At 72.5% G+C, this 25,028-nt stretch carries 18 protein-coding genes and 1 pseudogene; 16 read left to right on the top strand and 3 right to left on the bottom strand.

Annotated features, from left to right (window positions below):
- Positions 1-6 precede the first annotated feature (6 nt).
- Positions 7-987, bottom strand: coding sequence for an ATP-binding protein (locus ACIQMV_RS29175; protein WP_402596308.1), 981 nt, complete (start codon positions 985-987; stop codon positions 7-9).
- Between the two features lie 100 nt (positions 988-1,087).
- Here ACIQMV_RS29175 and ACIQMV_RS29170 point away from each other — a divergent pair, with 100 nt between their 5' ends.
- The gene (locus tag ACIQMV_RS29170; protein WP_402596307.1) at positions 1,088-1,951 is read left to right on the top strand and encodes an oxidoreductase; all 864 of its coding nucleotides are present in this window, start codon (positions 1,088-1,090) and stop codon (positions 1,949-1,951) included.
- A gap of 371 nt (positions 1,952-2,322) precedes the next feature.
- On the opposite strand, the gene ACIQMV_RS29165 is transcribed toward ACIQMV_RS29170, so the two are convergent.
- The gene (locus ACIQMV_RS29165) at positions 2,323-3,156 is read right to left on the bottom strand and encodes an HAD family hydrolase (protein WP_401776198.1); all 834 of its coding nucleotides are present in this window, start codon (positions 3,154-3,156) and stop codon (positions 2,323-2,325) included.
- 582 nt (positions 3,157-3,738) lie between these two features.
- Here ACIQMV_RS29165 and ssd point away from each other — a divergent pair.
- From ssd to ACIQMV_RS29130, 7 genes and pseudogenes are all read left to right on the top strand, one after another.
- Complete coding sequence (ssd, locus tag ACIQMV_RS29160) at positions 3,739-4,842, top strand: septum site-determining protein Ssd (protein ID WP_401776201.1); 1,104 nt, start codon at positions 3,739-3,741, stop codon at positions 4,840-4,842.
- An 86-nt stretch (positions 4,843-4,928) separates the two neighbouring features.
- Positions 4,929-6,104, top strand: a complete 1,176-nt coding sequence (locus tag ACIQMV_RS29155; RefSeq protein WP_402596306.1) for a TadA family conjugal transfer-associated ATPase — start codon at positions 4,929-4,931, stop codon at positions 6,102-6,104.
- Positions 6,097-6,972, top strand: coding sequence for a type II secretion system F family protein (locus ACIQMV_RS29150; RefSeq protein WP_402596305.1), 876 nt, complete (start codon positions 6,097-6,099; stop codon positions 6,970-6,972). The genes ACIQMV_RS29155 and ACIQMV_RS29150 overlap by 8 nt, the downstream gene beginning before the upstream one ends.
- Positions 6,973-7,001: 29 nt before the next feature.
- Positions 7,002-7,769, top strand: a complete 768-nt coding sequence (locus ACIQMV_RS29145; protein ID WP_402596304.1) for a type II secretion system F family protein — start codon at positions 7,002-7,004, stop codon at positions 7,767-7,769.
- Between the two features lie 156 nt (positions 7,770-7,925).
- The gene (locus tag ACIQMV_RS29140) at positions 7,926-8,117 is read left to right on the top strand and encodes a DUF4244 domain-containing protein (RefSeq protein ID WP_141359645.1); all 192 of its coding nucleotides are present in this window, start codon (positions 7,926-7,928) and stop codon (positions 8,115-8,117) included.
- Complete coding sequence (locus tag ACIQMV_RS29135) at positions 8,104-8,514, top strand: TadE family type IV pilus minor pilin (RefSeq protein ID WP_373996169.1); 411 nt, start codon at positions 8,104-8,106, stop codon at positions 8,512-8,514. The genes ACIQMV_RS29140 and ACIQMV_RS29135 overlap by 14 nt, the downstream gene beginning before the upstream one ends.
- Before the next feature lie 16 nt (positions 8,515-8,530).
- Positions 8,531-8,944, top strand: a pseudogene (locus tag ACIQMV_RS29130) (Rv3654c family TadE-like protein); the annotation flags it as partial.
- A gap of 209 nt (positions 8,945-9,153) precedes the next feature.
- Here the strand turns inward: ACIQMV_RS29130 and ACIQMV_RS29125 are convergent.
- Positions 9,154-11,670: a DEAD/DEAH box helicase gene (locus ACIQMV_RS29125; protein ID WP_402596303.1), complete on the bottom strand. Its 2,517-nt coding sequence runs from the start codon at positions 11,668-11,670 to the stop codon at positions 9,154-9,156.
- A gap of 82 nt (positions 11,671-11,752) precedes the next feature.
- Here ACIQMV_RS29125 and bldG point away from each other — a divergent pair, with 82 nt between their 5' ends.
- The 8 genes from bldG to tmk all read left to right on the top strand — a co-directional run bounded on the left by bldG (position 11,753) and on the right by tmk (position 24,891).
- Positions 11,753-12,094 carry an anti-sigma factor antagonist BldG gene (gene bldG / locus ACIQMV_RS29120; protein WP_009189842.1) on the top strand — a complete coding sequence of 114 codons (342 nt, stop codon included), beginning with the start codon at positions 11,753-11,755 and terminating at the stop codon, positions 12,092-12,094.
- 106 nt (positions 12,095-12,200) lie between these two features.
- A complete protein-coding gene (locus ACIQMV_RS29115) occupies positions 12,201-12,632 on the top strand; it encodes an ATP-binding protein (RefSeq protein ID WP_141359642.1) in 432 nt (143 codons plus the stop codon).
- A gap of 313 nt (positions 12,633-12,945) precedes the next feature.
- On the top strand, positions 12,946-15,351 hold the full coding sequence (locus tag ACIQMV_RS29110; protein ID WP_402596302.1) for a sodium-translocating pyrophosphatase: 2,406 nt from the start codon (positions 12,946-12,948) through the stop codon (positions 15,349-15,351).
- Between the two features lie 191 nt (positions 15,352-15,542).
- A complete protein-coding gene (locus ACIQMV_RS29105; RefSeq protein WP_402596301.1) occupies positions 15,543-16,160 on the top strand; it encodes a small secreted protein in 618 nt (205 codons plus the stop codon).
- 132 nt (positions 16,161-16,292) lie between these two features.
- Positions 16,293-17,837, top strand: coding sequence for a methyltransferase (locus ACIQMV_RS29100; protein WP_402596300.1), 1,545 nt, complete (start codon positions 16,293-16,295; stop codon positions 17,835-17,837).
- A 325-nt stretch (positions 17,838-18,162) separates the two neighbouring features.
- Positions 18,163-18,360, top strand: a complete 198-nt coding sequence (locus ACIQMV_RS29095; RefSeq protein WP_141359638.1) for a hypothetical protein — start codon at positions 18,163-18,165, stop codon at positions 18,358-18,360.
- A gap of 248 nt (positions 18,361-18,608) precedes the next feature.
- Positions 18,609-21,428, top strand: a complete 2,820-nt coding sequence (topA, locus tag ACIQMV_RS29090) for a type I DNA topoisomerase (protein WP_402596299.1) — start codon at positions 18,609-18,611, stop codon at positions 21,426-21,428.
- A gap of 124 nt (positions 21,429-21,552) precedes the next feature.
- Entirely contained in the window at positions 21,553-24,891 is a 3,339-nt protein-coding gene (gene tmk, locus ACIQMV_RS29085; protein WP_402596298.1) for a dTMP kinase, read from the top strand.
- The last annotated feature ends 137 nt before the right edge of the window (positions 24,892-25,028 follow it).

The raw sequence follows: 25,028 nt of genomic DNA, 5'->3' as shown, positions 1-25,028 counted from the left end.
CGGTGCTCACACCGGGGCGGTGACGCCCTCGCCGAGGACGAAGCCGGGGTCGATCTGCGACGCGAGGTCGGCCCCGGTCCGCTCGTTTCCCCACGAGGCGGCGTTCTTCAGGTGGAAGTGCACCATCTGGCGGGTGTAGCGATCCCAGTCGCGCAGCTCGTACGTGGCGTCGGCGGCGACCTGGAGCAGGCCCAGCGCGCGGCGGTTGGCGTCCTCCAGGAACTCGAACCGGGGCGGCCGGCCCTTCTCCATGGCGCGCACCCAGTCGGAGTGCCCGACCGTCACGAGCAGGTCGTCCCCGACCTCGGCGTGCAGGAAGTCGAGGTCGTCCTGCCCCTGCACCTTGTTGCCGACGACGCGCAGGACGACCCCGTAGTCGCGGGCGTACTCCTTGTACTGGCGGTAGACGGAGACCCCCTTCCGGGTCGGCTCGGCGACGAGGAACGTGATGTCGAAGCGGGTGAACATGCCGGAGGCGAAGGAGTCCGAGCCCGCCGTCATGTCGACCACGGCGTACTCGTCGCGGCTGTCCACCAGGTGGTTCAGGAACAGCTCCACCGCCCCGGTCTTGGAGTGGTAGCAGGAGACCCCCAGGTCGGCGTCCGTGAAGGGGCCGGTGACCATCAAACGCGCTGCACAGCCGTCGAGTTCCACGGGGTGCGCGCAGGCGTCGTAGAGCGGGTTGTCCTCGCACAGGCGCAGCAGACGCGAGCCCTCGCCCGGCGGGGTCGTCTTGATCATCGTCTCGGTGGAGGTGATGCGCGGGTTGGTGCCGCGCAGGTAGTCCTTGATCAGCGGCAGCCGGTCGCCCATCGCGGGCAGTGCGGCGGCCTGCGGCTCCTCCAGGCCGAGCGCGGCCCCCAGGTGCTGGTTGATGTCGGCGTCGATCGCGACGACGGGCGCGCCGGTGGCCGCGAGATGGCGGATGAACAGGGAGGACAGAGTGGTCTTGCCGCTGCCGCCCTTCCCGACGAAAGCAATTTTCATGTTCACGAAGCGTAGCGGTCCGGTTGCCCTGGGTGGTGGCGTGCGTGAAGAAGACCACTCCTTCGTGGGGCGGGGTGCTCGGGCCCGTAGGGTCGTACTCATGAGTGCGACAGGAGCGGCCGCCGATCCTCCCCCAAGCTCTCGGACGAGCGCGAGCAGGGAGGACCCTCTTGCGGCCCTGGGCGCGCTGCCCGGTGTGGCCGGGTCCGTGGAGTCCGTACGCAAGGCCGTGGACCGCGTGTACGGGCACCGGGTCATGCGGCGCCGGAGCAGCGAGATCACCTCCGAGGCGGCGCTGCGCGGCGCGCGCGGCTCCGCGGCGCTGTCCGGTGCGGACTGGGCCCTGGAGGAGGTGCGCCGGCGCTCCGACTTCAGCGGCGACGACGAGGCGCGGGCGGTGGGCGCCGCCCTGAGGCTGACGGCCGAGGCCGGCCAACTGCTGTCCATCTGGCGGCAGTCGCCCCTGCGCGTGCTGGCCCGGCTGCATCTCGTGGCCGCCGCGAGCCAGGAGGGGGCGGTCGGACGGCCGCGTCAGGAGGGCGAGGATGTCGGTGAGCCACTGATCGAGCTGCCGCCGCCGGGCGCCGCGGAGGTCTCCGGACGTCTGGAGGGCCTGTCGGAGCTGATCATCGCCGGCAGCTCCGCGCCCGCCCTGGTGACGGCGGCCGTGGTGCACGGCGAACTCCTGGCGCTGCGCCCCTTCGTCTCCCACAACGGGCTGGTCGCCCGGACGGCCGAGCGCATCGTCCTGATCGGCAGCGGTCTCGACCCCAAGTCGGTCTGCCCCGCCGAGGTCGGCCACGCCGAACTGGGCCGCGCGGCCTACCTGGCCGCCCTCGACGGCTATGTCTCCGGCACCCCGGAGGGCATGGCGGCCTGGATCGCCCACTGCGCAAGAGCGGTTGAACTGGGTGCGCGCGAGTCCACGGCGGTGTGCGAGGCGCTCCAGCGCGGGGCGGCGTGACGGACCCGGAAACAGGGTTGCGGCGGTACGAGAACTCGTACCGCCGCTGGCATGACCGCCGAGTTACCAAGCGTCCTCGATATGTTGCCCATCAGGTCGGGATCTTTGCCCGTCACCTGGTGCGGCTGGCCCGTAATCGACGGGTCGACGTCGCGTGGGTGCTCGGTGTTCATGCTCGGTCCGTGGGGCCAATTGAGCTTTAAAGGTGATCCTTTCGGATGTCCTTTGGTCTCGCGGGCCTTCGAATCCTTTGTACTGCAAGCGGGGGGGCAAGCGGAACCCCTGGTTGCACTTCTTTACTTTCGGGTTCAAACAGGAACTGAACGGGCGCGCGAGTGCCGCGCGGGATTTTCCGGCGGCAGGGCGGCGGATCAGGCGAGCGAGTTCCGGCGCCGGCTCGTGTACCAGACGAGCCCCGCGGTGGCCGCCGCCGCGCCTATGGCCGCCACCGCGACCAGGGCCGGCCGCGGCGGTACGGAGAACGCGGGCAGCCGTTGCTTGAGCCGTACCGGCCGGTGGAAGTCGAGAATGGGCCACGCGCGCGCGACGGCCTCCCGGCGCAGTGCCCGGTCCGGGTTCACGGCGTGCGGATGCCCGACCGACTCCAGCATCGGCAGGTCGGTCACCGAGTCGCTGTAGGCGTAGCAGCGGCTGAGGTCGTACCCCTCGGACTCGGCCAGCTCGCGGATCGCCTCCGCCTTGGTCGGGCCGTAGGCGTAGTACTCCACCTCGCCGGTGAAGCAGCCGTCCTCCCCCACCACCATCCGGGTGGCCACCACGCGGTCCGCGCCGAGCAGTTCGCCGATCGGCTCGACCACCTCCGCGCCCGACGTGGACACGATGACCACGTCGCGGCCGGCGGTGTGGTGCTCCTCGATGAGGGACGCGGCCTCGTCGTAGATGATCGGGTCGATCAGGTCGTGCAGCGTCTCGGCGACGATCTCCTTGACCTGCCGCACGTTCCAGCCGCGGCACAGCGCGGACAGATACTCGCGCATGCGCTCCATCTGGTCGTGGTCGGCGCCGCCGGCGAGGAAGACGAACTGGGCGTACGCCGTTCGCAACACGGCCCTGCGGTTGATCAGTCCGCCTTGGTAGAAGGACTTGCTGAAGGTGAGCGTGCTCGACTTCGCAATGACCGTCTTGTCCAGATCGAAGAAGGCCGCTGTGCGGGGCAAGGAGTGGTTTTCCACGCCCCTGAGCATAGGGGCAGCCCATTCGGCGTAAGGTGGGCGCGTGGGTTTGCCTGAGAGGGCTCTCGGGTACACCATGGAAGTCACGGATCGTTCGCGACCGTGCCAACCCGGTCCGACTCCTCCCCCCCCGAGTCGGCCGTGGAGACGACCCCCGCTCTCCCCCCCGGCGGGGGTCGTCGCATGTCCGGGTGGGTTTCTCCCTTTCTGTCCGTGGTTGCCGAGCCGGATCGGCCGCATCGCGCGGGGTTCAAGGGATTTCCATGATCCGTCACGTTGTGTAGTCGCAGCGCTGCTCTGTGGAAGTCGTACGGGAACCAGTACAGGGGTCACCGGTACGGGTGATGGCGATATTCACAGCCATCGAGTTGTCCACAGTTTTTGACCAAGATCCACACGATTTCCCGGATCACTGCACCGTGATTCCGACGCGCACCGCTTCCGGCGAGTTCATGGCCGGTTCCGATTGTCCGGGCGCGTGCGGCCGGTTCGTATCGGCCGCCCATAGGAAGGCCGGTCGCCGGTTCTTCTCATGTTCGGGATTCGCGGGGCCGCACGGGCCGCGCGCAAGAAGCAGCGAAGGGGGTTCGACCCGTGGCCGGAACCGTCACACACGATCCACCGCCCGATGCCGGAGGACTCCAGGGCAGACCGCTGATCGTCACCGAGGACGCCGGGCTCCTCGACGACCTGCTGCGCCTGTGCGCCGCGGCCGGCGCCACACCCGAGGTCCACCACGGCCTTCCCCAGCGCAGAGGCGGCTGGGAGGCGGCGCCGCTGGTGCTGGTCGGTGACGACGCCGCCCGGCGGGTGCGCGGAGCGGCGCGCCGGCGCGGAGTGGTGCTGGTCGGCCGCGACCAGGACGACTCCGGGATCTGGCGGCGCGCCATCGAGATCGGCGCCGATCACGTGCTGGTGCTGCCCGACGGCGAGCAGTGGCTGGTCGACCGTATCGCCGACGTCGCCGAGGGCGTCGGCCGTCCCGCGCTCACCGTGGGCGTCATCGGCGGCCGCGGCGGGGCGGGCGCGTCCACGCTGGCCTGCGCGCTCGCCGTCACCGCCGCGCGGGAAGGCCTGCGCACCCTGCTCGTGGACGCCGATCCGCTGGGCGGCGGCCTCGACGTCCTGCTGGGCGGGGAGACGGCCGAGGGGCTGCGCTGGCCGGCGTTCGCCGCCTCGCGCGGGAGAGTCGGCGGCGGCGCCCTGGAGGAGTCGCTGCCCGAACTGCACTCGCTGCGCGTGCTCAGCTGGGACCGCGGCGACTGCGTGGCCGTCCCGCCCCAGGCCGTTCGGGCGGTGCTGGCCGCCGCCCGGCGGCGCGGCGGCGCCGTGGTGGTCGATCTGCCCCGCCGCGTCGACGAGGGCGTCGCCGAGGCCCTCGCCCAGATCGACCTCGGCCTGCTCGTGGTCCCCGCCGAGCTGCGCGCCGTGGCGGCCGCGGCACGGGTGGCGTCCGCGGTCGGCATGGTCCTGCGCGATCTGCGGGTGGCGGTCCGGGGGCCGTACGCGCCCGGGCTCGACGACCGCGAGGTGGCCCGGCTGCTCGGTCTGCCGCTGGCGGGCGAGGTGCCCGTGGAGTCCGCGCTGCGGCGCTCCGGCGAGGGCCGGACCCCGCCCGGCGCGATGGCGCGCGGACCGCTCGCCCGTTTCTGCACCGCCTTCTGGGAGCGGGCGCTGATCGAGGCGGCCGCCGCATGAGGACGGTTGCCGAACACCTGCGAACGGACCCGCGGACGGTCCCGGCGGATGTGCTCCGCGAGCCCGCGCCTGCCAACGGGTCCCGGATGCCCGCGGAACTGCTGGACGGCGTACGGCGCTGGCTCGCCGAGAGCGGGGCCGAGCCGACGCCCGCGCGGGTCGCGCAGGCCCTGCGCGAACAGGGCCGCGTGCTCGGGGACGCCGAAGTACTGGGTGCGGCCGAGCAGTTGCGTTCCGAGCTGATCGGCAGCGGTCCGCTGGAGCCGTTGCTGGCCGATCCGTCGGTGACCGACGTCCTCGTGTCGGCCCCGGACCGGGTGTGGGTGGACCGGGGCGGCGGACTCGAGCGAGCCGCCGTCGCCTTCCCCGACGCGGCGGCCGTACGGCGCCTCGCGCAGCGCCTGGCCGCCGTGGCCGGCCGCCGGCTGGACGACGCCCGGCCGTGGGTCGACGCCCGGCTGCCCGACGGCACCCGGCTGCACGCGGTGCTGCCTCCCGTCGCCGTCGGCTGCACCTGCCTGTCCCTGCGGGTCGTACGGCCGCGCGCGTTCACGCTGGAGGAACTGGTCGCGGCGGGCACGGTGCCGCCCGGCGGGGACCGCGTGCTGCGGGCACTGATCGAGGCCCGGTTGTCCTTCCTCATCAGCGGGGGGACCGGAACCGGCAAGACCACGCTGCTCAGCGCGCTGCTCGGGCTGGCCGGGCCCGGCGAGCGGATCGTCCTCGCCGAGGACTCCGCGGAGCTGCGACCCGACCATCCGCACGTCGTCCGCCTGGAGACCAGGCCCGCCAACCAGGAGGGCGCGGGCCTGGTCACCCTCGAGGACCTGGTGCGGCAGGCACTGCGGATGCGGCCGGACCGGCTGGTCGTGGGCGAGGTGCGCGGCGGCGAGGTGGTCCATCTGCTGGCCGCGCTGAACACCGGCCACGAGGGCGGATGCGGCACGGTCCACGCCAACGCGGCGGCGGACGTCCCCGCCCGGCTGGAGGCGCTGGGCACCGCCGGTGGGCTCGACCGGGCGGCGCTGCACAGCCAGCTGGCGGCCGCGCTGTCGGTGGTGCTGCACCTCGTGCGGGACCGCTCCGGACGACGGCGGATCGCCGAGGTGCGGGTGCTGGAGCGGGACGCGTCGGGACTGGTGCGGACCGTGCCGGCGCTGCGCTGGGGCGCAGAGGCGTTCGTGACGGAGCGGGGGTGGGAGCGACTGCGGGGGCTGCTCCGGACGGAGAGCGGGAGAGGGGGCGACGACCGCGATGGATGAGGGGTTCTCGGGCCCGGCCTGCGTGGCCGCGGGCGCGGCGTGTGCCGGGGCGGCCGTGTGGCTGCTGGGCGGCCGGTACTCCGCGGCACGGCGGGCGCGGGCCCTGCTCGCCGGCGGTGGGCCGCAGGGCACGGGGCCGCCGCTCTCGGGCCGGGTCCTTCGCGGACTGGCCCAGGTTCGAGGGCGGTTGCGCGCCGAGTGGTGGGCGCCGGCCGCCGGGATGGTGCTCGCGGTGCTGGGCGCCTCGGTACTGCCGGTCGTCGCGGGGGCGGTCGGGGTGCCGCTGCTGCGCCGCACCCGGCTGGCCCGGGCGGCGCGCCGACGGCAGGAGCGGCGGGCGGACGCGGTGATCGCCCTGTGCGGGGCACTCGCCGGAGAGGTGCGGGCCGGCCGGCAGCCGGGCGAGGCGCTGCTGTGCGCCGCGCGGGACTCGAGTGGGCTCGGCGACGCCCAGGCGGCGGTGCTGGCGGCGGCCCGGTTCGGCGGGGACGTGTCCGCGGCGCTCGCCGCGGCGGCCCGGCAGCCGGGCGCCGAGGGCCTGCGCGGCCTCGCGGCCTGCTGGCGGGTGGCGGTGGACCAGGGCGCGGGCCTGGCGGCCGGACTGGACCGGCTCGAAGGCGCACTGCGGGTGGAGCGCGACCAACGCGCCGACATACGAGCCCAGTTGTCCGGGGCCAGGGCCACGGCCGTCATGCTCGCCGGCCTGCCGGTCCTCGGACTCCTGCTGGGCACGGCCATGGGAGCCGATCCCTTGCGGGTGCTGCTGCACACGGGAGCGGGACTGGGCTGCCTGGTCATCGGTGGCGTGCTGGAGGGCGCGGGGCTGTGGTGGGCCCTGCGGATCGTGCGAGGGGCGGAGGCGATGTGAGCGCGGGTGTCGTTGTCCACAGGTTGGGGATGGCCGCGGGGGCGGCGGTGCTCCTGTGGCTGTCGGTGAGATGGCTGCAGGCGATGAGCCGGGAGCGGAGCGCGCGGCGGCGGACGGCCGCGCTGCTGGGGCCGGAGCGTTCGGCGGAAGAGGCATGGCGCTCGCGCTCACGGCTCCTGGCGGCCGGTGCCGTGCGGCGGTGGCTGCCGGCGGTGGGTGTGGCCGGGGCCGGGTGGGTACTGGTCGGCGGGCTCACCGGGCTCGCGCTCGGGCTGGCCGGGGCGGCCGGGATGTGGCAGTGGCGGCGGCGGACGGCCGGCCGCCCCGAAGCGGAGTCCGACGCGGCCGAAGCCGCCCGTCAACTCCCGCTCGCGGCCGACCTGCTGGCGGCCTGCATCGCGGCCGGTGCCGGTCCGGTGATCGCCGCCCAGGCCGTCGGGGAGGCCCTGGGCGGCCCCGTCGGGGACGCACTGGCCCGGGGCGCCGCCCAGGTGCGGCTCGGCGGGCAGCCGGCCGACGCCTGGCGTGGACTCGCCTCGATACCGGGGGCCGCGGCCCTGGCGCGGCTGCTGGAGCGGGCCGACGAGTCGGGCCTTCCCGCCGCCGGACCGGTGGCCCGGCTCGCGGCCGACGTCCGCGCCGACCGGGCGCGCACCGCGACGGCCCGGGCACGCCGCGCGGCCGTGCTGGTCACCGCGCCGGTGGGGCTGTGCTTCCTGCCCGCCTTCGTCGCGGTGGGCGTGCTGCCCGTGCTGATCGGCCTCGCGGGCGGAGTGCTGAGCGGAGGTGGTGGCTGAGGGCACTGGCGGAACGGACGCGGGAGCAGCGGGTCGACAACCAACGGACAACAGCCGACCAAGAGATACGGCCGACCAACAGACACGGCCGACCAACAGACACGGCCGACCAACAGACACGGCCAACCAACAGGCCGAGACCTTACGGGGGTTGAAATGTACGGAAAGGTGCGGGCACGGCTGCGTGCCCTGGCGCGCAGGGACGCGGGAATGGTGACGTCCGAGTACGCGATGGGGATCATCGCGGCGGTGGCGTTCGCGGTACTGCTCTACGAGGTGGTGACGAGCGGCCAGGTCAAGACGGAGTTGCAGAACATCGTGAAGCGAGCGCTCAGTGCGCGGATGTGAACGGGCATGGGCGCACCGGGCCGAACGGCAAGGCGCCGACGCGGGGTTCGTGTCGGCGGAGGCGGCCATGGTCCTGCCCGTGCTGGTGCTGGTGGTGACGACGCTGGTCTGGGTCCTGCTGGTCGTGCTCGCGCAGATCCAGTGCGTGGACGCGGCCCGGGCAGGGGCCCGGGCCGCCGCCCGCCAGGACCCGGACGGCGCGGTCACCCGAGTGACCCGGGACGTGGCACCGCACGGGGCGGAGGTCACGGTGACCCGCAGGGGAGACCGCGTGCACGTGGTCGTCGTGGCCGACCCGCCGGGGCTGGGGGTCCTGCCCTTCCGGCTGAGGGAGGAGGCCGTGGCGGAGGCGGAGGACACGCTCGGGACGCGCGCAGAGCGGGGGACGGGGACATGAGGCGGAGGACGGGGACATGAGGCGCCGCATTCCGGCCCTCCGCGGCTTGCGCGGGCTCATCGGTGGCGGACGTGGCGGACGCCGTCTGTCCGACCGCGGCTCCGCCACCGTGTGGAGCGTCGGGGCGATCGCCCTGCTCTGCGTGGTGTTCGGTATCGGGCTCGCTCTGGGGCAGGCGGTGGTCGACCGGCACCGCGCGGCCGGAGCCGCCGACCTCGCGGCCCTGGCGGCGGCGGGCCACTGGGCCGAGGGCGGTGCCGCCGCCTGCGCCCGGGCGGACGAGGTGGCCCGGGCACAGGCCACCCGGCTCGTCCGGTGCGCCATCGTGGGCGACACCTCGGACGTCACGGCGGCGGCGGACCGGGGACTCTTCACCGCGGAGGTGAGGGCGAGAGCGGGACCGGCTGCCCCGCTGGACGCCCCGGTGGGACCGGCGGGGCCCGGGGAGCCCGTGGCAGGGGCGGCGGGGCCCGGGGAGCCCACGCCAGGCACGGCAGGGTTCGGAGGGCCCATGGCAGGGTCTACGGCCCCCGCGGGATCCACGCCAGGCACGGCAGGGTCCACGGCTTCCGCGGGATCCACAGCAGGGCCTACGGCTCACACAGGGCCCATGGCGCCCGCGCCTTTCACCCGCGTGGGCTAAGCCTCCGCCTCCATCTCCGTCTCGGCCTGCATCTCTGCCTCCGCCTCCATCTCCGCCTCCTTCTCCTCCGGGGCCGCCTTCAGCAGCACCGTCAGCAGGCGCACGGCCCCCCTCTTGTGCAGCGGGTCGTTGCCGTTGCCGCACTTGGGGGACTGGATGCAGGACGGGCAGCCGGAGTCGCACTCGCAGGAGGCGATGGCCTCGCGGGTGGCGGAAAGCCAGGCGCGCGCGGTGTGGAAGGCGCGTTCGGCGAAGCCCGCGCCGCCCGGATGGCCGTCGTAGACGAAGACCGTGGGCAGCAGCGTGTCGGGGTGCAGTGGAACGGACACGCCGCCGATGTCCCAGCGGTCGCAGGTCGCGAACAGGGGCAGCATGCCGATCGACGCGTGCTCCGCGGCGTGGAGGGCGCCACCGAGGATCTCCGGGTTGATCCGGGCCTCGTCCAGCTGGTCCTCGGTGACCGTCCACCACACCGCGCGGGTGCGCAGCGTACGAGGAGGGAGGTCGAGTTTCGTCTCGCCGAGCACTTCACCGGTGATGACACGTCTGCGCAGGAAGGAGACCACCTGGTTGGTGACCTCGACGGAGCCGTAGCACAGGCGGCCGTCGCCCCAGGGCACCTCGACGTCCGTCTCCAGCACGGAGATCGCCGTCGTGTCGCGGGCGACCGTCGTGTACGGCGGGGCGGCCTCCTCGACCAGGGCGACCGAGTCGTCCAGGTCGAGGGAGCGCACCAGGTACGTACGGCCCTGGTGCAGATGGACCGCGCCCTCGTGCACCGTCGTGTGTGCGGCGCCCGCGTCGACCGTGCCGAGCAGCCGGCCGGTGCCGGCCTCGACGATCTGCACCGGCCGTCCGCCCTCGCCGCGGATGTCGGTGAGGTCCGCGGCCCGCTCCCGGCGGGTCCAGTGCCAGGCCTTCGTCCGGCGGCGCAGCAGCTTCGCGGCCTCCAGTTGCGGCAGCAGCTCGGCGCAGGCCGGGCCGAACAGCTCGGTGTCCTCCTCGGTGAGCGGCAGCTCGGCGGCGGCCGCGCACAGGTGCGGGGCGAGGACGTAGGGGTTGTCGGGGTCGAGCACCGTGGACTCGACCGGCTGGTCGAACAGGGCCTCGGGGTGGTGGACGAGGAACGTGTCCAGCGGGTCGTCGCGGGCGACCAGCACCGCCAGGGCGCCCTGACCGGAGCGCCCCGCGCGGCCCGCCTGCTGCCACAGGGAGGCGCGGGTGCCCGGGTATCCGGCGATCAGCACGGCGTCCAGGCCGGACACGTCCACGCCCAGCTCCAGGGCGGTCGTGGCGGCCAGGCCCAGGAGCTCGCCGGAGTGCAGGGCACGTTCCAGGGCGCGGCGCTCCTCGGGCAGGTAGCCGCCCCGGTAGGCCGCGACGCGCCGGGACAGCGGCCGGTCGATCTCGGCCAGCCGCTCCTGGGCGATCACCGAGATCAGTTCGGCGCCGCGCCGGGACCGTACGAAGGCGACCGAGCGCACGCCCTGGAGGGTGAGGTCGGTCAGCAGATCCGCCGTCTCGGCGGTGGCGGTGCGCCGGACGGGCGCGCCCCGTTCGCCCCGCAGCTCGGTCAGCGGGGGCTCCCAGAGGGCGAACACCAGTTCACCGCGGGGCGAGGCATCGTCCGCCACCTCCACCACGGGCACTCCGGTGAGGCGGCGGGCGGCCACGGCGGGCTCCGCGGCGGTCGCCGAGGCCAGCAGGAAGACCGGGGAGGCGCCGTAGCGCGCGCACAGCCGGCGAAGGCGGCGCAGCACCTGGGCGACGTGGGAGCCGAAGACGCCCCGGTAGGTGTGGCACTCGTCGACGACCACGTACTTCAGGGCCCGCAGGAAGGAGGACCAGCGCGGGTGGGAGGGCAGGATCCCGCGGTGCAGCATGTCAGGGTTGGTCAGGACGTGGTTGGCGTACTGGCGGATCCACTCGCGTTCCTCGGGCGGGGTGTCGCCGTCGTACACCGCGGGGCGTACGGCCTTGCCCAGCGGCCGGGCGAGTTCCTTCACCGCTCGGCACTGGTCGGCCGCGAGGGCCTTGGTGGGGGCCAGGTACAGGGCGGTGGCGCCGCGGCCGTTGGCCGCCTGGGAGCCGTCCAGCAACGTCGAGAGCACCGGGACGAGGTAGGCCAGCGACTTGCCGGACGCGGTGCCGGTGGCGACGACGACGGAGTCGCCGTCCAGGGCGTGTTCCGCGGCGCGCGCCTGGTGCGCCCACGGGTGCTCGATCCCGCACGCCTGGACCGCCGCGATCACCTCCGGCCGAATCCGGTCGGGCCAGACGGCATGGCGCCCCTCGCGCGGGGGCAAGTGCTCCGTATGAGTGATGCGCGCAGCCCGGCTCTGCCCCGCGGCGAGCCGGTCGAGAACCGTGCCCGGCGCCAGGCGGGTTGCGGGGGCAGCCGGGGATCGATCGGATCGGTGATTCTTGGCCATCGGCACCGAGTCTGTCACCGGCGTGCAGGACAATGGGACCAAGGCGTCGTGCACGCCTGCCGGTAAGTGATTGAATGCCATCGCGGCTGGCGAACCGTCCCGGGGGCTTCAAGCCGAGGTGTCCCGAGGGGCGACCGCTCGATAGCAAGGTGCTGGAGGATCCGTGGACCTGTCCCTGTCGACCCGTACCGTCGGCGATCGTACGGTCGTCGAGGTCGGTGGCGAAATCGACGTATATACCGCGCCCAAGCTGCGCGAGCAGCTGGTCGAGCTGGTGAACGACGGGAATTTCCACCTCGTCGTCGACATGGAGGGCGTGGACTTCCTCGACTCCACCGGGCTCGGCGTGCTGGTCGGCGGCCTGAAGCGCGTGCGTGCCCATGAGGGCTCGCTGCGCCTGGTGTGCAACCAGGAGCGCATTCTCAAGATCTTCCGTATCACCGGTCTCACCAAGGTGTTCCCGATCCACACCTCGGTGGACGAAGCGGTGGCGGCGACAGACTGACCACCGGCCCCGGGCCGGTGACCGGGGCGGAAGAGTCCGAACGGGGGGCCGGGCATTTCGGCGGCCCGGTCCTCCTACAGCACGCCCGTAGCTCCGAGGGGGATGCATGGCCACCGTCGAACTCCGCTTCAGCGCGCTGCCCGAGCACGTCAGGACCGCCCGTCTGGTGGCGGCAGCGGTGGCGCGCAGGGCCGGAGTGGACGAGGCCGTCCTCGACGAGGTCAGACTCGCCGTCGGCGAGGCCTGTTCCCGGGCTGTGGGGCTGCATCGCAACAGCGGGATCTCGGCACCGGTGACGGTGATGCTGACCGAGGAGGAGAAGCAGTTCTCCATCGAGGTCGGCGACGAGGCCCGGCACGCGCCGTACCACTCCGGGGATGCCCCGGGCGCGGCGGACGAGGCGGAGGCCGAGGAGGACGAGATGGGCCTCGCGGTCATCAGCGGACTCGTCGACGACGTGAAGGTGTCGGCAGGGGAGCACGGCGGGTTGATCAAGATGACCTGGCCGACCACATCGCCGGTCGCGACGCTTCCCTGACGCACCTCACCCGTTCGGCGCACTGCAGAAGGGCCCTGCTTCGGCAGGGCCCTTCTTGTTGCACGACCGCTTCCACCAGGTACATTGAATTCGTGAATGAATTCACGACCGGTCGGCAGATCATTTGATCAAGCAATGATCGAGGGTCAATGGTTTTGAACCATTACCTCTTTCGGGTTCCGTGGCGTGACGTCGATCATTTGCTGAAGAGCAGGTGAAGGGCAATTCGGTTTGCCGCGCTCTGTTTTGATCAGGTTCCGCTACCTACAATCCGTCCACATCTTGAGCTCAGCCCAAGCGTCAAGGAGGACGAATGGCGGGGCTTTCTACCCCTCATCAGTTGGGCCACCCCACAACCTTCGCAGCTGCAGTGCTGACCAACGACAATCGGATCATCGTGGCGGTCATCGCGGCCGTCGCGCTGGCCGCGCTCGTGGTCGCAGGCGTCCTGGTGCGCCAGGTGCTCGCGGCGGGCGAGGGCACCAGCAGCATGAAGAAGATCGCTGAAGCGGTCCAGGAAGGCGCGAACGCCTATCTGGGCCGCCAGTTGCGCACGCTCGGCGTATTCGCCGTGATCGTGTTCGTCCTGCTCATGCTGCTGCCCGCGGACGACTGGAATCAGCGCGCCGGACGATCGGTGTTCTTCCTGATCGGGGCCGCCTTCTCGGCGGCCACCGGCTATATCGGCATGTGGCTCGCCGTGCGCAGCAATGTACGTGTCGCCGCGGCGGCCCGTGAAGCGACACCTGCGGAAGGTGAGCCAGAAAAGGATCTCACCGCCGTCTCGCACAAGGCAATGAAGATCGCTTTTCGCACCGGCGGCGTCGTCGGCATGTTCACAGTGGGGCTCGGCCTGCTCGGCGCCTCCTGTGTGGTGCTGGTGTACGCGGCCGACGCGCCGAAGGTGCTGGAGGGCTTCGGCCTCGGTGCCGCGCTGATCGCGATGTTCATGCGGGTGGGCGGCGGCATCTTCACCAAGGCCGCCGACGTCGGCGCCGACCTGGTCGGCAAGGTCGAGCAGGGCATTCCGGAGGACGATCCGCGCAATGCCGCGACCATCGCCGACAACGTGGGCGACAACGTCGGCGACTGCGCGGGCATGGCGGCCGACCTCTTCGAGTCGTACGCCGTCACGCTGGTCGCGGCGCTCATCCTCGGCAAGGCGGCCTTCGGCAACGACGGGCTCGCCTTCCCGCTGCTGGTGCCGGCCATCGGTGTGATCACCGCCATGATCGGGATCTTCGCGGTGGCGCCGCGCCGCGCCGACCGCAGCGGTATGAGCGCGATCAACCGCGGTTTCTTCATCTCCGCGGTGATCTCACTCGCCCTGGTCGCGGCCGCCGTCTTCGTCTATCTGCCGTCGTCGTACGCCGGACTCACCGGTGTCACCGACGCGGCGATCAGAGGCAAGGACGGCGACCCGCGGATCCTCGCCCTGGTCGCGGTGGGGATCGGCATCCTGCTGGCCGCCGTGATCCAGCAGCTGACCGGCTACTTCACCGAGACCAACCGGCGTCCGGTCAGGGACATCGGCAAGACCTCGCTCACCGGTCCGGCCACCGTCGTCCTCGCCGGTGTCTCCGTGGGCCTGGAGTCCGCGGTCTACACCGCCCTGCTGATCGGCCTCAGCGTGTACGGGGCCTTCCTGCTCGGCGGTACGTCGATCATGCTGGCGCTGTTCGCGGTGGCGCTGGCCGGCACCGGGCTGCTCACCACGGTCGGCGTGATCGTCGCCATGGACACCTTCGGCCCGGTCTCCGACAACGCCCAGGGCATCGCCGAGATGTCCGGCGACGTCGAGGGCGCGGGCGCCCAGGTGCTCACCAACCTGGACGCGGTGGGCAACACCACCAAGGCCATCACCAAGGGCATCGCCATCGCCACCGCCGTCCTCGCGGCCTCGGCGCTCTTCGGGTCGTACCGGGACGCCATCACCACCGGCGCGCGTGACGTCGGGGAGAAGGTGACCGGTTCGGGTGCGCCGATGACCCTGATCATGGACATCTCGCAGCCCAACAACCTGGTCGGCCTCATCGCCGGCGCGGCGGTCGTCTTCCTGTTCTCGGGGCTGGCGATCAACGCGGTGTCCCGCTCGGCGGGTTCGGTGGTGTACGAGGTGCGCCGGCAGTTCCGTGAGAAGCCCGGGATCATGGACTTCACCGAGAAGCCGGAGTACGGCAAGGTCGTCGACATCTGCACCAAGGACGCCCTGCGCGAGCTCGCCACACCCGGGCTGCTCGCCGTCATGGCGCCCATCTTCATCGGGTTCACGCTCGGTGTCGGTGCGCTCGGCTCCTATCTCGCGGGCGCGATCGGCGCGGGCACGCTGATGGCGGTGTTCCTCGCCAACTCCGGTGGCGCCTGGGACAACGCCAAGAAGCTGGTCGAGGACGGCAACCACGGAGGCAAGGGCAGCGAGGCCCACGCGGCCACGGTGATCGGGGACACGGTGGGCGATCCCTTCAAGGACACCGCCGGCCCCGCGATCAACCCGCTGCTGAAGGTGATGAACCTGGTGTCGCTGCTCATCGCGCCCGCGGTCATCAAGTTCTCTTACGGCAGCGACAAGAGCCTCGGCGTACGGATCGTGATCGCGGTCCTGTCGCTGGCCGTGATCGTCGGCGCGGTCTACATCTCCAAGCGGCGCGGTATCGCCGTGGGCGACGACGACAACGCCGAACGGGTCTCCAAGCCGGCCGATCCCGCGGTGGTTTCGTAGGCGGTCTCATCCCGGGCCCAGCTCAGGAGACGGGCGGGCGGCGCGTACGACGCGTCGCCCGCCCGCCGTGTGCGCGGATGCTCTCCGTGAGCCTTCTCTCGCTTGGTGCAAATGGTCGCAAGACACCACACAAGGGGCGACCGAGTCCCGAGTGTGGCCGACACGACGTGTATGTTCCGGGGCCGAGAGCCATGGAAGGGACCAAACCGTTGAACAAGAAGCTCGCGGCCGCAGTGTCCGGCGGTGCGGTACTCGTACTGGCACTGACGGGCTGCACCAGCAGCGCTGCCGACAGCAAGAACGAGGCGCTGAACACCTGGGCCAAGCAGGTGTGCGACGCGGTGCAGCCGCAGGCGAAGAAGATCGAGGCCGCCAACGCCGCCATCCAGAAGGAGACTTCGGACAACAGCGAGCCGGCCCAGGTCCAGAGGACCGACGCGCAGGCCTTCCAGGACATGGCCGACGCCTACAAGGCCATCGGCCAGGCCGTGAACAACGCCGGCGCACCCGAGGTCGACAACGGCCGGAAGAAGCAGCAGGACGCGGTCAAGGAGCTCAACGGCCTGGCGGCCTCGTACACCTCCCTGAAGCAGCAGGTGGACAAGCTCGACACCAAGAACCAGGCCAAGTTCGCGGACGGCCTCAAGGACATCGCCACCCGGCTGGACACGCTGAGCCGGACCGGGAACGACGCGCTGAAGAACCTCGAGGAGGGCGACGTCGGCCGGGCGATGGCCCAGCAGCCGAGCTGCAAGTCCGCCTCCGCCACCCCGTCCACCTCGGCCTCGTCCCCGGCGACCGGCGGCTGACGCCCGCAGAGACGCGCACCACGCGCACAGACGCACGCACGGACTCACGCAGAGACGCATCGCAGACGCGCGCGCAGACACACGCAGGCACACGCGCGCGTGCGCTGTCGGAGTAGCCGACACAATGGGGGCGTGAGTGACACCAGCCTGCCCGCACTGCCCGCCTCCGACCGACCGGACGTCGCCACCCGGCTCCGGGACGCCCTGCTCGGCGTCTCCTTCACCGCCGACGGACTGCTGGAGCTGCTCGGCGCTCCCGCGTACGCGGCCCTGGCGCGTGCCGAGACCGTGCCCGCGCTCCGGGCCACGCGCGGCGACACGCCGCTGGAACTGCTGGTCCGGCTGTTCCTGCTCCAGCAGCCGGTGCCGTACGCGCGCGTGGCGGGCGTCCTGCCCGTCGAGGCGTGCCTGGAGACCGGCTGGCTGGTCCGCGCCGGCGCGGACGAGGTCGCCGCGACGGTGGACGTCCGGCCCTACGGCGGACTCGACGGCGAGGACTGGTTCATCGTGTCCGACCTGGGCTGCGCGGTCGGTGGCGCGGGCGGGATCGGCAGCCGCGACGGGGGCGTCGTCCTCGGGGTCGGCGGTGCCTCCACGACCCTGGCCGGCATCACGGTCCGCACGCCGGTCGGCTCCGCGCTCGACCTCGGAACCGGCTCCGGCATCCAGGCGCTGCACGCCGGCCGGCACGCCACGCGCGTGACCGCGACCGACGTCAATCCGCGCGCGCTGCACATCACCGCCCTGACGCTCGCGCTGTCCGGCGCGCGGGCGGCCGATCTGCGCCAGGGCTCGCTGTTCGAGCCGGTCCACGACGACGAGCGGTTCGACCTGATCGTGTCGAACCCGCCCTTCGTGATCTCCCCGGGCGCCCGGCTGACGTACCGCGACGGCGGGATGAGCGGGGACGATCTGTGCCGCACGCTCGTTCAAGAGTCGGGCGACCGCCTGAACGAGGGCGGGTTCGCGCAGTTCCTCGCCAACTGGCAGCACGTCGAGGGGGAGGACTGGCAGGACAGGCTCAGGTCATGGGTGCCCCGCGGGTGCGACGCGTGGATCGTGCAGCGCGAGGTGCAGGACGTCACGCAGTACGCCGAGCTGTGGCTGAGGGACGCGGGCGACCACCGCGGTGACGCCGCGGAGTACCAGGCGCGGTACGACGCCTGGCTGGAGGAGTTCGAGGCGCGCAAGGTCAGGGCCGTGGGCTTCGGCTGGATCACGCTGCGCAGGACGGGCTCCGCGACGCCCTCGATCACCGTGGAGGAGTGGCCGCACCCGGTGGAGCAGCCGCTCGGCGACACCGTCCGGGCGCACTTCGCCCGCGTCGACTATCTGCGGGACCACGACGACGCGGCCCTGCTCGACGGTCACTTCCGGCTCGTGCGCGAGGTGGTCCAGGAGCAGGTCGGGCTCCCCGGCGCCGAGGACCCCGAGCACGTCGTGCTGCGCCAGAACCGCGGGATGCGCCGGGCCACCACGGTGGACACGGTGGGCGCCGGCTTCGCCGGTGTCTGCGACGGCACGCTGAGCGCCGGCCGCATCCTGGACGCCATCGCTCAGCTGATGGGCGAGAACCCTCTCCTCCTGCGCGACCGCACTCCGGCCCAGATCCGCCTGCTGGTGGAGCAGGGTTTCATCGAACCGGCGCAGAAATCGGTGGAGGAAGCGGCTCGCTGACCGGTTCACGCGACCGATGAGGCCTGCGCGCCCCTGAGTGCTCGCCGGGTCCACAGGGGCTGCCGGGACAGCGGCGAGTTCTCGTCGTTCTCGGGGCGTGTGGGCCGTTTCGATGGTGCTCGGACAAGGTTTTTGATCTTTGCCCGGGGCCGAGCCGAAAAAACACGGGAAAAAAGTGGAGAGCTTGATTCCCGTCACTTCGCGGAGGGCGGTCGGGCGCCGCCCCGGGAGAGGGTCGACTCCTGTTCACCGCGGGTTGGCGTCGTCGTCGCCCGCGGGTGTCAGCCTCCCGTACCGGGGCATCCGGGGAGGGGAGGGGACGTACATGGAGAGCGGGCCGGCGATCTTCGCGGGAACGGTGTTCTCCCTGTTCGGAGCGGCCTTGCTGGTGTGGACGGCGGTCCGGGTCCGGCACCGGGAACCCGTCGCCCACGGACTGCCCCGCGGCGCGTCGGCGACCGTCGCGACCCTGGCCGCCGTGACCGCCCTGACCGTCGGCGTGTGGTGCTTCGGCCGCCTGTGACGGCCGCCGCTCCTGTCCGGTCTCCGTAACTGAGAAATCACCTTCCGCATCAGCCCGAACGGCCTGGTGAGCACTCCGGGCGGCAGGAAGGGGGGTAGTCGGGTTACCGTTCGAGTGGCCGTTGCGGGCTTTTCCCGTTTGACACGGGGGCGGGATGTACCGTCACACTCCGCAGCGTCACCACCACCCGACCCCCGGGAAATCAAGGCCTGGGGAGGCCCAAGCGTCGACCGGAGAGAAGAGCGAAGTTGTCCCCGACCAGCGAGACCGCACAGGGCGGCCGCCGACTCGTCATCGTCGAGTCGCCTGCCAAGGCGAAGACGATCAAGGGCTACCTCGGCCCCGGCTACATCGTCGAGGCGAGCGTCGGGCACATCCGCGACCTTCCCAACGGTGCCGCGGAGGTACCCGAGAAGTACACCGGCGAGGTCCGCCGCCTCGGTGTGGACGTGGAACACGACTTCCAGCCGATCTACGTCGTCAACGCGGACAAGAAGGCCCAGGTCAAGAAGCTCAAGGATCTGCTGAAGGACTCCGACGAGCTCTTCCTCGCCACCGATGAGGACCGCGAGGGCGAGGCCATCGCCTGGCACCTCCAGGAGGTGCTCAAGCCGAAGATCCCGGTCAAGCGGATGGTCTTCCACGAGATCACCAAGGACGCCATCCGGGAGGCGGTCGCCAACCCGCGCCAGCTCAACCAGCGGCTGGTCGACGCCCAGGAGACCCGGCGCATTCTCGACCGCCTCTACGGCTACGAGGTCTCGCCCGTGCTGTGGAAGAAGGTCATGCCGCGGCTTTCGGCGGGCCGGGTCCAGTCCGTCGCGACACGCCTCGTGGTCGAGCGGGAGCGCGAGCGCATGGCGTTCCGTTCCGCCGAGTACTGGGACCTGACCGGCACCTTCGCCACCGGCCGGGCCGGTGACGCGAGCGACCCGTCGTCGCTGGTCGCCCGGCTGCAGACCGTCGACGGCAGGCGGGTCGCGCAGGGCCGCGACTTCGACTCCCTGGGACAGCTCAAGAGCCCGAACACCCTCCACCTCGACGAGGCCACCGCCCGAGCCCTGGCCGCCGCCCTGGAGGACACCCGCTTCTCCGTCCGGTCCGTCGAGTCCAAGCCGTACCGCCGCTCGCCGTACGCGCCGTTCCGTACGACGACGCTCCAGCAGGAGGCCAGCCGCAAGCTCGGCTTCGGCGCCAAGGCGACGATGCAGGTCGCGCAGAAGCTGTACGAGAACGGTTACATCACGTACATGCGTACGGACTCCACGACGCTGAGCGACACGGCGATCGCCGCCGCCCGCGCCCAGGTCACCCACCTGTACGGCGCCGACTACCTGCCGCCGCAGCCCCGTACGTACGCCGGGAAGGTCAAGAACGCGCAGGAGGCGCACGAGGCGATCCGTCCTTCGGGTGATCGTTTCCGCACGCCCGCCGAGACCGGCCTGACCGGCGACCAGTTCAAGCTCTACGAGCTGATCTGGAAGCGGACGGTCGCCTCCCAGATGAAGGACGCGACCGGGAACAGCGTGACCGTGCGGATCGGCGGCGCCGCGGCCGACGGCCGGGACGTCGAGTTCAGCGCGTCCGGAAAGACGATCACCTTCCACGGCTTCCTCAAGGCGTACGTCGAGGGCGCCGACGACCCCAACGCCGAACTCGACGACCGCGAGCGCCGGCTGCCCCAGGTCGGCGAGGGCGACGCGCTCACGGCCGAGGAGATCACGGTCGACGGCCACGCCACCAAGCCGCCGGCCCGCTACACCGAGGCCAGCCTGGTCAAGGAGCTGGAAGAGCGGGAGATCGGCCGCCCGTCGACGTACGCGTCGATCATCGGCACGATCCTCGACCGCGGCTACGTCTTCAAGAAGGGCACGGCCCTGGTGCCGTCCTTCCTGTCCTTCGCCGTGGTCAACCTCCTGGAGAAGCACTTCGGGCGGCTCGTCGACTACGACTTCACCGCCAAGATGGAGGACGACCTCGACCGCATCGCGCGCGGCGAGGCGAAGGCCGTGCCGTGGCTGAAGCGCTTCTACTTCGGCGAGGGCACCGGCCACGGCGGCGCCGCCGAGGCCGGCAACGGCGACGGGGACCACCTCGGCGGGCTCAAGGAGCTGGTGACCGACCTGGGCGCGATCGACGCGCGCGAGGTGTCGTCGTTCCCGGTGGGCAACGACATCGTGCTACGGGTCGGCCGCTACGGCCCGTACATCGAGCGCGGTGAGAAGGAGACCGACACCCACCAGCGCGCCGACGTCCCGGCCGACCTGGCCCCGGACGAGCTGTCCGTCGAGTTCGCCGAGGAACTGCTCGCCAGGCCGAGCGGCGACTTCGAGCTGGGCACCGACCCGGCCACCGGCCACACGATCGTCGCCAAGGACGGCCGCTACGGCCCGTACGTCACCGAGGTGCTCCCCGAGGGCACCCCGAAGACCGGCAAGAACGCGGTCAAGCCCCGTACGGCCTCGCTGTTCAAGTCGATGTCCCTGGACACCGTCACCCTGGACGACGCCCTGAAGCTCATGTCGCTGCCGCGCGTCGTGGGCGCCGACGCCGACGGCCAGGAGATCACCGCGCAGAACGGCCGCTACGGCCCGTACCTGAAGAAGGGCACGGACTCGCGCTCGCTCCAGTCCGAGGACCAGCTCTTCACGATCACGCTGGAGGAGGCGCAGGCGATCTACGCCCAGCCCAAGCAGCGGGGCCGCGCGGCCGCCAAGCCGCCGCTGAAGGAGCTCGGCGACGACCCGGTCAGCGGAAAGCCGGTCGTGGTGAAGGACGGCCGCTTCGGCCCGTACGTCACCGACGGCGAGACCAACGCGACCCTGCGTTCCGGCGACAGCGTCGAGGCGATCACCCCGGAGCGCGGTTTCGAGCTCCTCGCGGAGAAGCGCGCCAAGGCCCCGGCCAAGAAGACCGCGAAGAAGGCCGTCGCCAAGAAGACGACGGCGAAGAAGACGGCGTCCACGGCCGCGAAGAAGACCGCGGCGAAGAAGACGACCACCGCCAAGAAGACGGCCGCCAAGAAGACCACCGCGAAGAAGACGGCCGCCAAGGCGGCGGAGGACTGATCGCGCGGCGGATCCCTCACGGCTCCTTTGCGAAAGGCACGCCCCGGCATCACTTTGATGTCGGGGCGTGCGCGCCTCCGGACGGTCACTCCAAGCTGTCGGTGGGTCCCGATAGGCTGAACGCATGACGCGAGCCGAGCAGCCAACGGCCCACCCCTCCGCACCCGACGACGCACTCATGGCCGATTCCCGCGAGCGCGCCGTCCGCGCCCTGCTGCGCCGGCCGCAGCTTCGGCGGCTGTGGAGCGCCCAACTGGTGGGAGGCGTCGGGGACACCCTCGCGCTCCTGGTCCTGGTCGTCCTCGCCCTCCAGGCGGCGGTCGCCGCGGGCCCCTTCGGCGGTGGCTACCGGGGCGTGGCCTTCGCAGTGGCGACGGTCTTCGGAGCGCGCGTCCTGGCGACGCTGCTCTTCGGCGCGGTCCTCCTCGGACCCCTCACCTCGCTCACTTCCCAGGAGGGACCGCTCGACCGGCGCTGGACCATGGTCGGCGCCGACGGTCTGCGCGCCGCCCTGCTGATCGTCGCGCCCCTGTGGATCGACTGGACGCCGGACGACGCCCTGGCCTTCCTCCTCGTCACCGTCTTCGTGACCGGGGTCGCCGAGCGTTTCTGGAGCGTGTGCCGGGAGGGCGCGGCCCCCGCGCTGCTGCCCGCCCCGCCCCCGGAGGGCGCCACGGTGCGCCCGCTGCCGGACCACATGGACGCCCTGCGCCGCCTGTCGCTGCGGACCACCTTCCTGGCGGTCCCGCTGGCGGCCGCCGCCCTGGTCACCGCCTCCCTGCTCAACAACCTCCTGGGCACCGGCATCGCCTGGTTCGACCAGCACCAGGCGGCCCTCGGCGCGTACGTCGCGGCCGGCCTGTTCGCCGCGTCCCTGTCCGTGCTGACCTACCTGGAACTGCCCGGCACCCGCACCCCGCGCCCGCGCTCACCGCTGGAGGGGCTGCGCCGCCCGAAGACGGGTTCCGGCGTCGACAAGGGCCGCACGGGTGCCGTTCCGCTGCTCGTGCTCGCCTGCGCGTCTGTCGCCGGGGCGATCGCCGCCGCGGTCGCCGTCTGCGTGCTGCACGCCACGGACCTGCGCGGCGGCCCGGTGCTGTACGGGCTGGCGGTGCTCGCCCTGACCGGCGGGGTCGCCGCCGGCATCCGTACGGCGCCGAAGGCGCTGGTCTCCCTGTCGCGGCGGCGGCTGCTGGCCCTGACGATCGCGCTCACCGGCGTCGCCCTGCTCGCCGCCGGGCTGGTCCCCGACGTCACCACGGTCCTGCTGATCCTCGCGCTGGCCGGAGTGAGCGCGGGCGCCGCGGCCAACACCGGGCACACGCTGCTCGACCAGGAGGCCGAGGACTACCGCAAGCCGCGCATGACCGAGCACCTGCACGCGGTGGTACGGGTCTTCGTGGCGCTCGGTGCCGTGCTCGCTCCCGTGGTCGCGGCCGGAATCGGCCCGCACCGCCTCGAGGACGGCCGGTTCGTGTTCGCGCACGGCGGCGCCGCGTTCACGCTGATGCTGGTCGGCGCGCTGCTCCTGCCGGTGGCCGCGCTGGTCCTCGCCAAGGTCGACGACCGCTCCGGCGTACCGCTGCGACAGGACCTCGTCGACGCCCTGCGGGGCGGCGACGACCCGGTGACGGCCCCCGCGGAGTCCGGATTCTTCATCGCCCTGGAAGGCGGTGACGGCGCCGGCAAGTCCACGCAGGCCGAGGCGCTCGCCGACTGGATCAGGGCCAAGGGCCACGAGGTCGTCCTCACCCGCGAGCCGGGCGCCACTCCCGTGGGCAAGCGGCTGCGCTCGATCCTGCTGGACGTGTCCTCGCAGGGCCTGTCCCACCGTGCGGAGGCGCTGCTGTACGCCGCCGACCGCGCGGAGCACGTCGACACGGTCGTACGGCCCGCGCTGAAGCGGGGCGCCGTCGTGATCACCGACCGGTACATCGACTCCTCCGTCGCCTACCAGGGCGCGGGCCGCGACCTGTCCCCGACGGAGATCGCGCGGATCTCCCGCTGGGCGACGAACGGTCTTGTGCCGCACCTGACGGTCCTGCTGGACGTCTCGCCGGAGACCGCCCGTGAACGGTTCACGGAGGCTCCCGACCGTCTGGAGTCGGAGCCGGCCGAGTTCCACGCGCGCGTGCGGTCCGGTTTCCTGGCGCTGGCCGCCGCCGACCCCGGCCGTTACCTCGTGGTGGACGCCGGGCAGGAGCCCGAGGCGGTGACCACGGTCGTCCGGCACCGGCTCGACCAGATGCTGCCGCTGTCCGAGGCCGAGCTGAAGGCGCAGGAGGAAGCGCGGAAGAAGGCCGAGGAGGAGGCGCGCCGCAAGGCGGAGGAGGAGGCCCGGCGCAAGGCCGAGGAGGAGCGCCTGGAGCGCGAGCGCCAGGAGCAGCTGGCACGGCTGCGCGCCGAGGAGGAGGAGCGCAAGCGGCGCGAGCTGGAGGAGGCGCAGCGGCGCGAGGCCGAGCGGCAGGCCGAGGAGGCCCGGCAGCGCGCCGAGGAGGCCCGGCGCAAGGCCGAGGAGGAGCAGGCCCGGCTGCTCGCGGAGGAGCGGGCACGGGCGGAGGCCGAGGCGCGCCGCAAGGCCGAGGAGGAGCAGCGGCGCCGGCAGGCCGAGGAGGAGGAGCGGCTGCGCGCCGAGGCCGAGGCGCGGCGGCTGGAGAAGCAGCGCAAGGCCGAGGAGGCCCTGCTGCGGGCGGAGGAGGCCCGGCGGGCGGCGGAGCAGGCCACGGCCACCGCGCAGGCGGGGCCGCGCCGGTCCACCGAGCCGACGGCCGCTGCGGTGCCGCCGGAGGAGGTGACCGCGCCGACGCCGCTGGTGACGCCGGCGAACGCGTCGGGCGGGCCCGCCGACGAGACGGCGGTGCTGCCGCCGGTGCGGGACGAGCGGGGGAGCGGCAAGCCGTCGGGCGACGGCCCCGACCACTCGGCCCACTCGGCCCAGGGGGCGGGCCGGGCCTCGGGCGAGGACTCCCGTGGGACGTCGCGCGGGTCGGCGGAGTCGTGGCTGCGGACGGCGGGCGAGTCCGAGTCCGAGGTGACCGCGAAGCTGCCGAAGCCCGTGGTTCCGCCGGGGGCCGCCGACGAGACGGCCGTACTGCCGCCTGTCCCGCCGGGCGTCACGGACGAGACCGCCGTACTGCCGGCTTTCCCGCCGGGCGCCGCGGACGAGACGGCGGTCCTGCCGCCGGTGCGCGGGGAGGACCCCACGGACCGGGTTCCGCCCGGGTTCTTCCGGGACGAGCGGGGCGAGCGGTCGCCGGCCGCGCGGCCCGACCAGGGCGACGACCGTACGCGGGAGCTGCCCCGGGTCGACGCCGAGGCGGTCGCCAGGCGGCGGCCGCGGCCGGACTGGGCCGAGGAGACGCCGCTCGACGACCTGCCGACCCTGGCGGACGAGCTGCTGGGCATGCGCGAGGACGGCAAGGGGTTCGACGACGGCGACGACGGCCGGGGCCGGCGGCGCTGAGCCATCGGACGGGCGCCGATCGGGCCGATCGGGCGATCGGGGCGGTGGTGCGCCTGCCGATGCGCGCGAGGCCGCCCGCCGTGTTGTCAGTGGTGCCCCGCACAATGGATCCCGCACCACGAACCATGACGAAAGGG

It is taken from the genome of Streptomyces sp. NPDC091412 (genome assembly GCF_044756885.1).
GTDB lineage: Bacteria > Actinomycetota > Actinomycetes > Streptomycetales > Streptomycetaceae > Streptomyces.
This window is presented reverse-complemented; position numbering and strand designations above follow the sequence as displayed.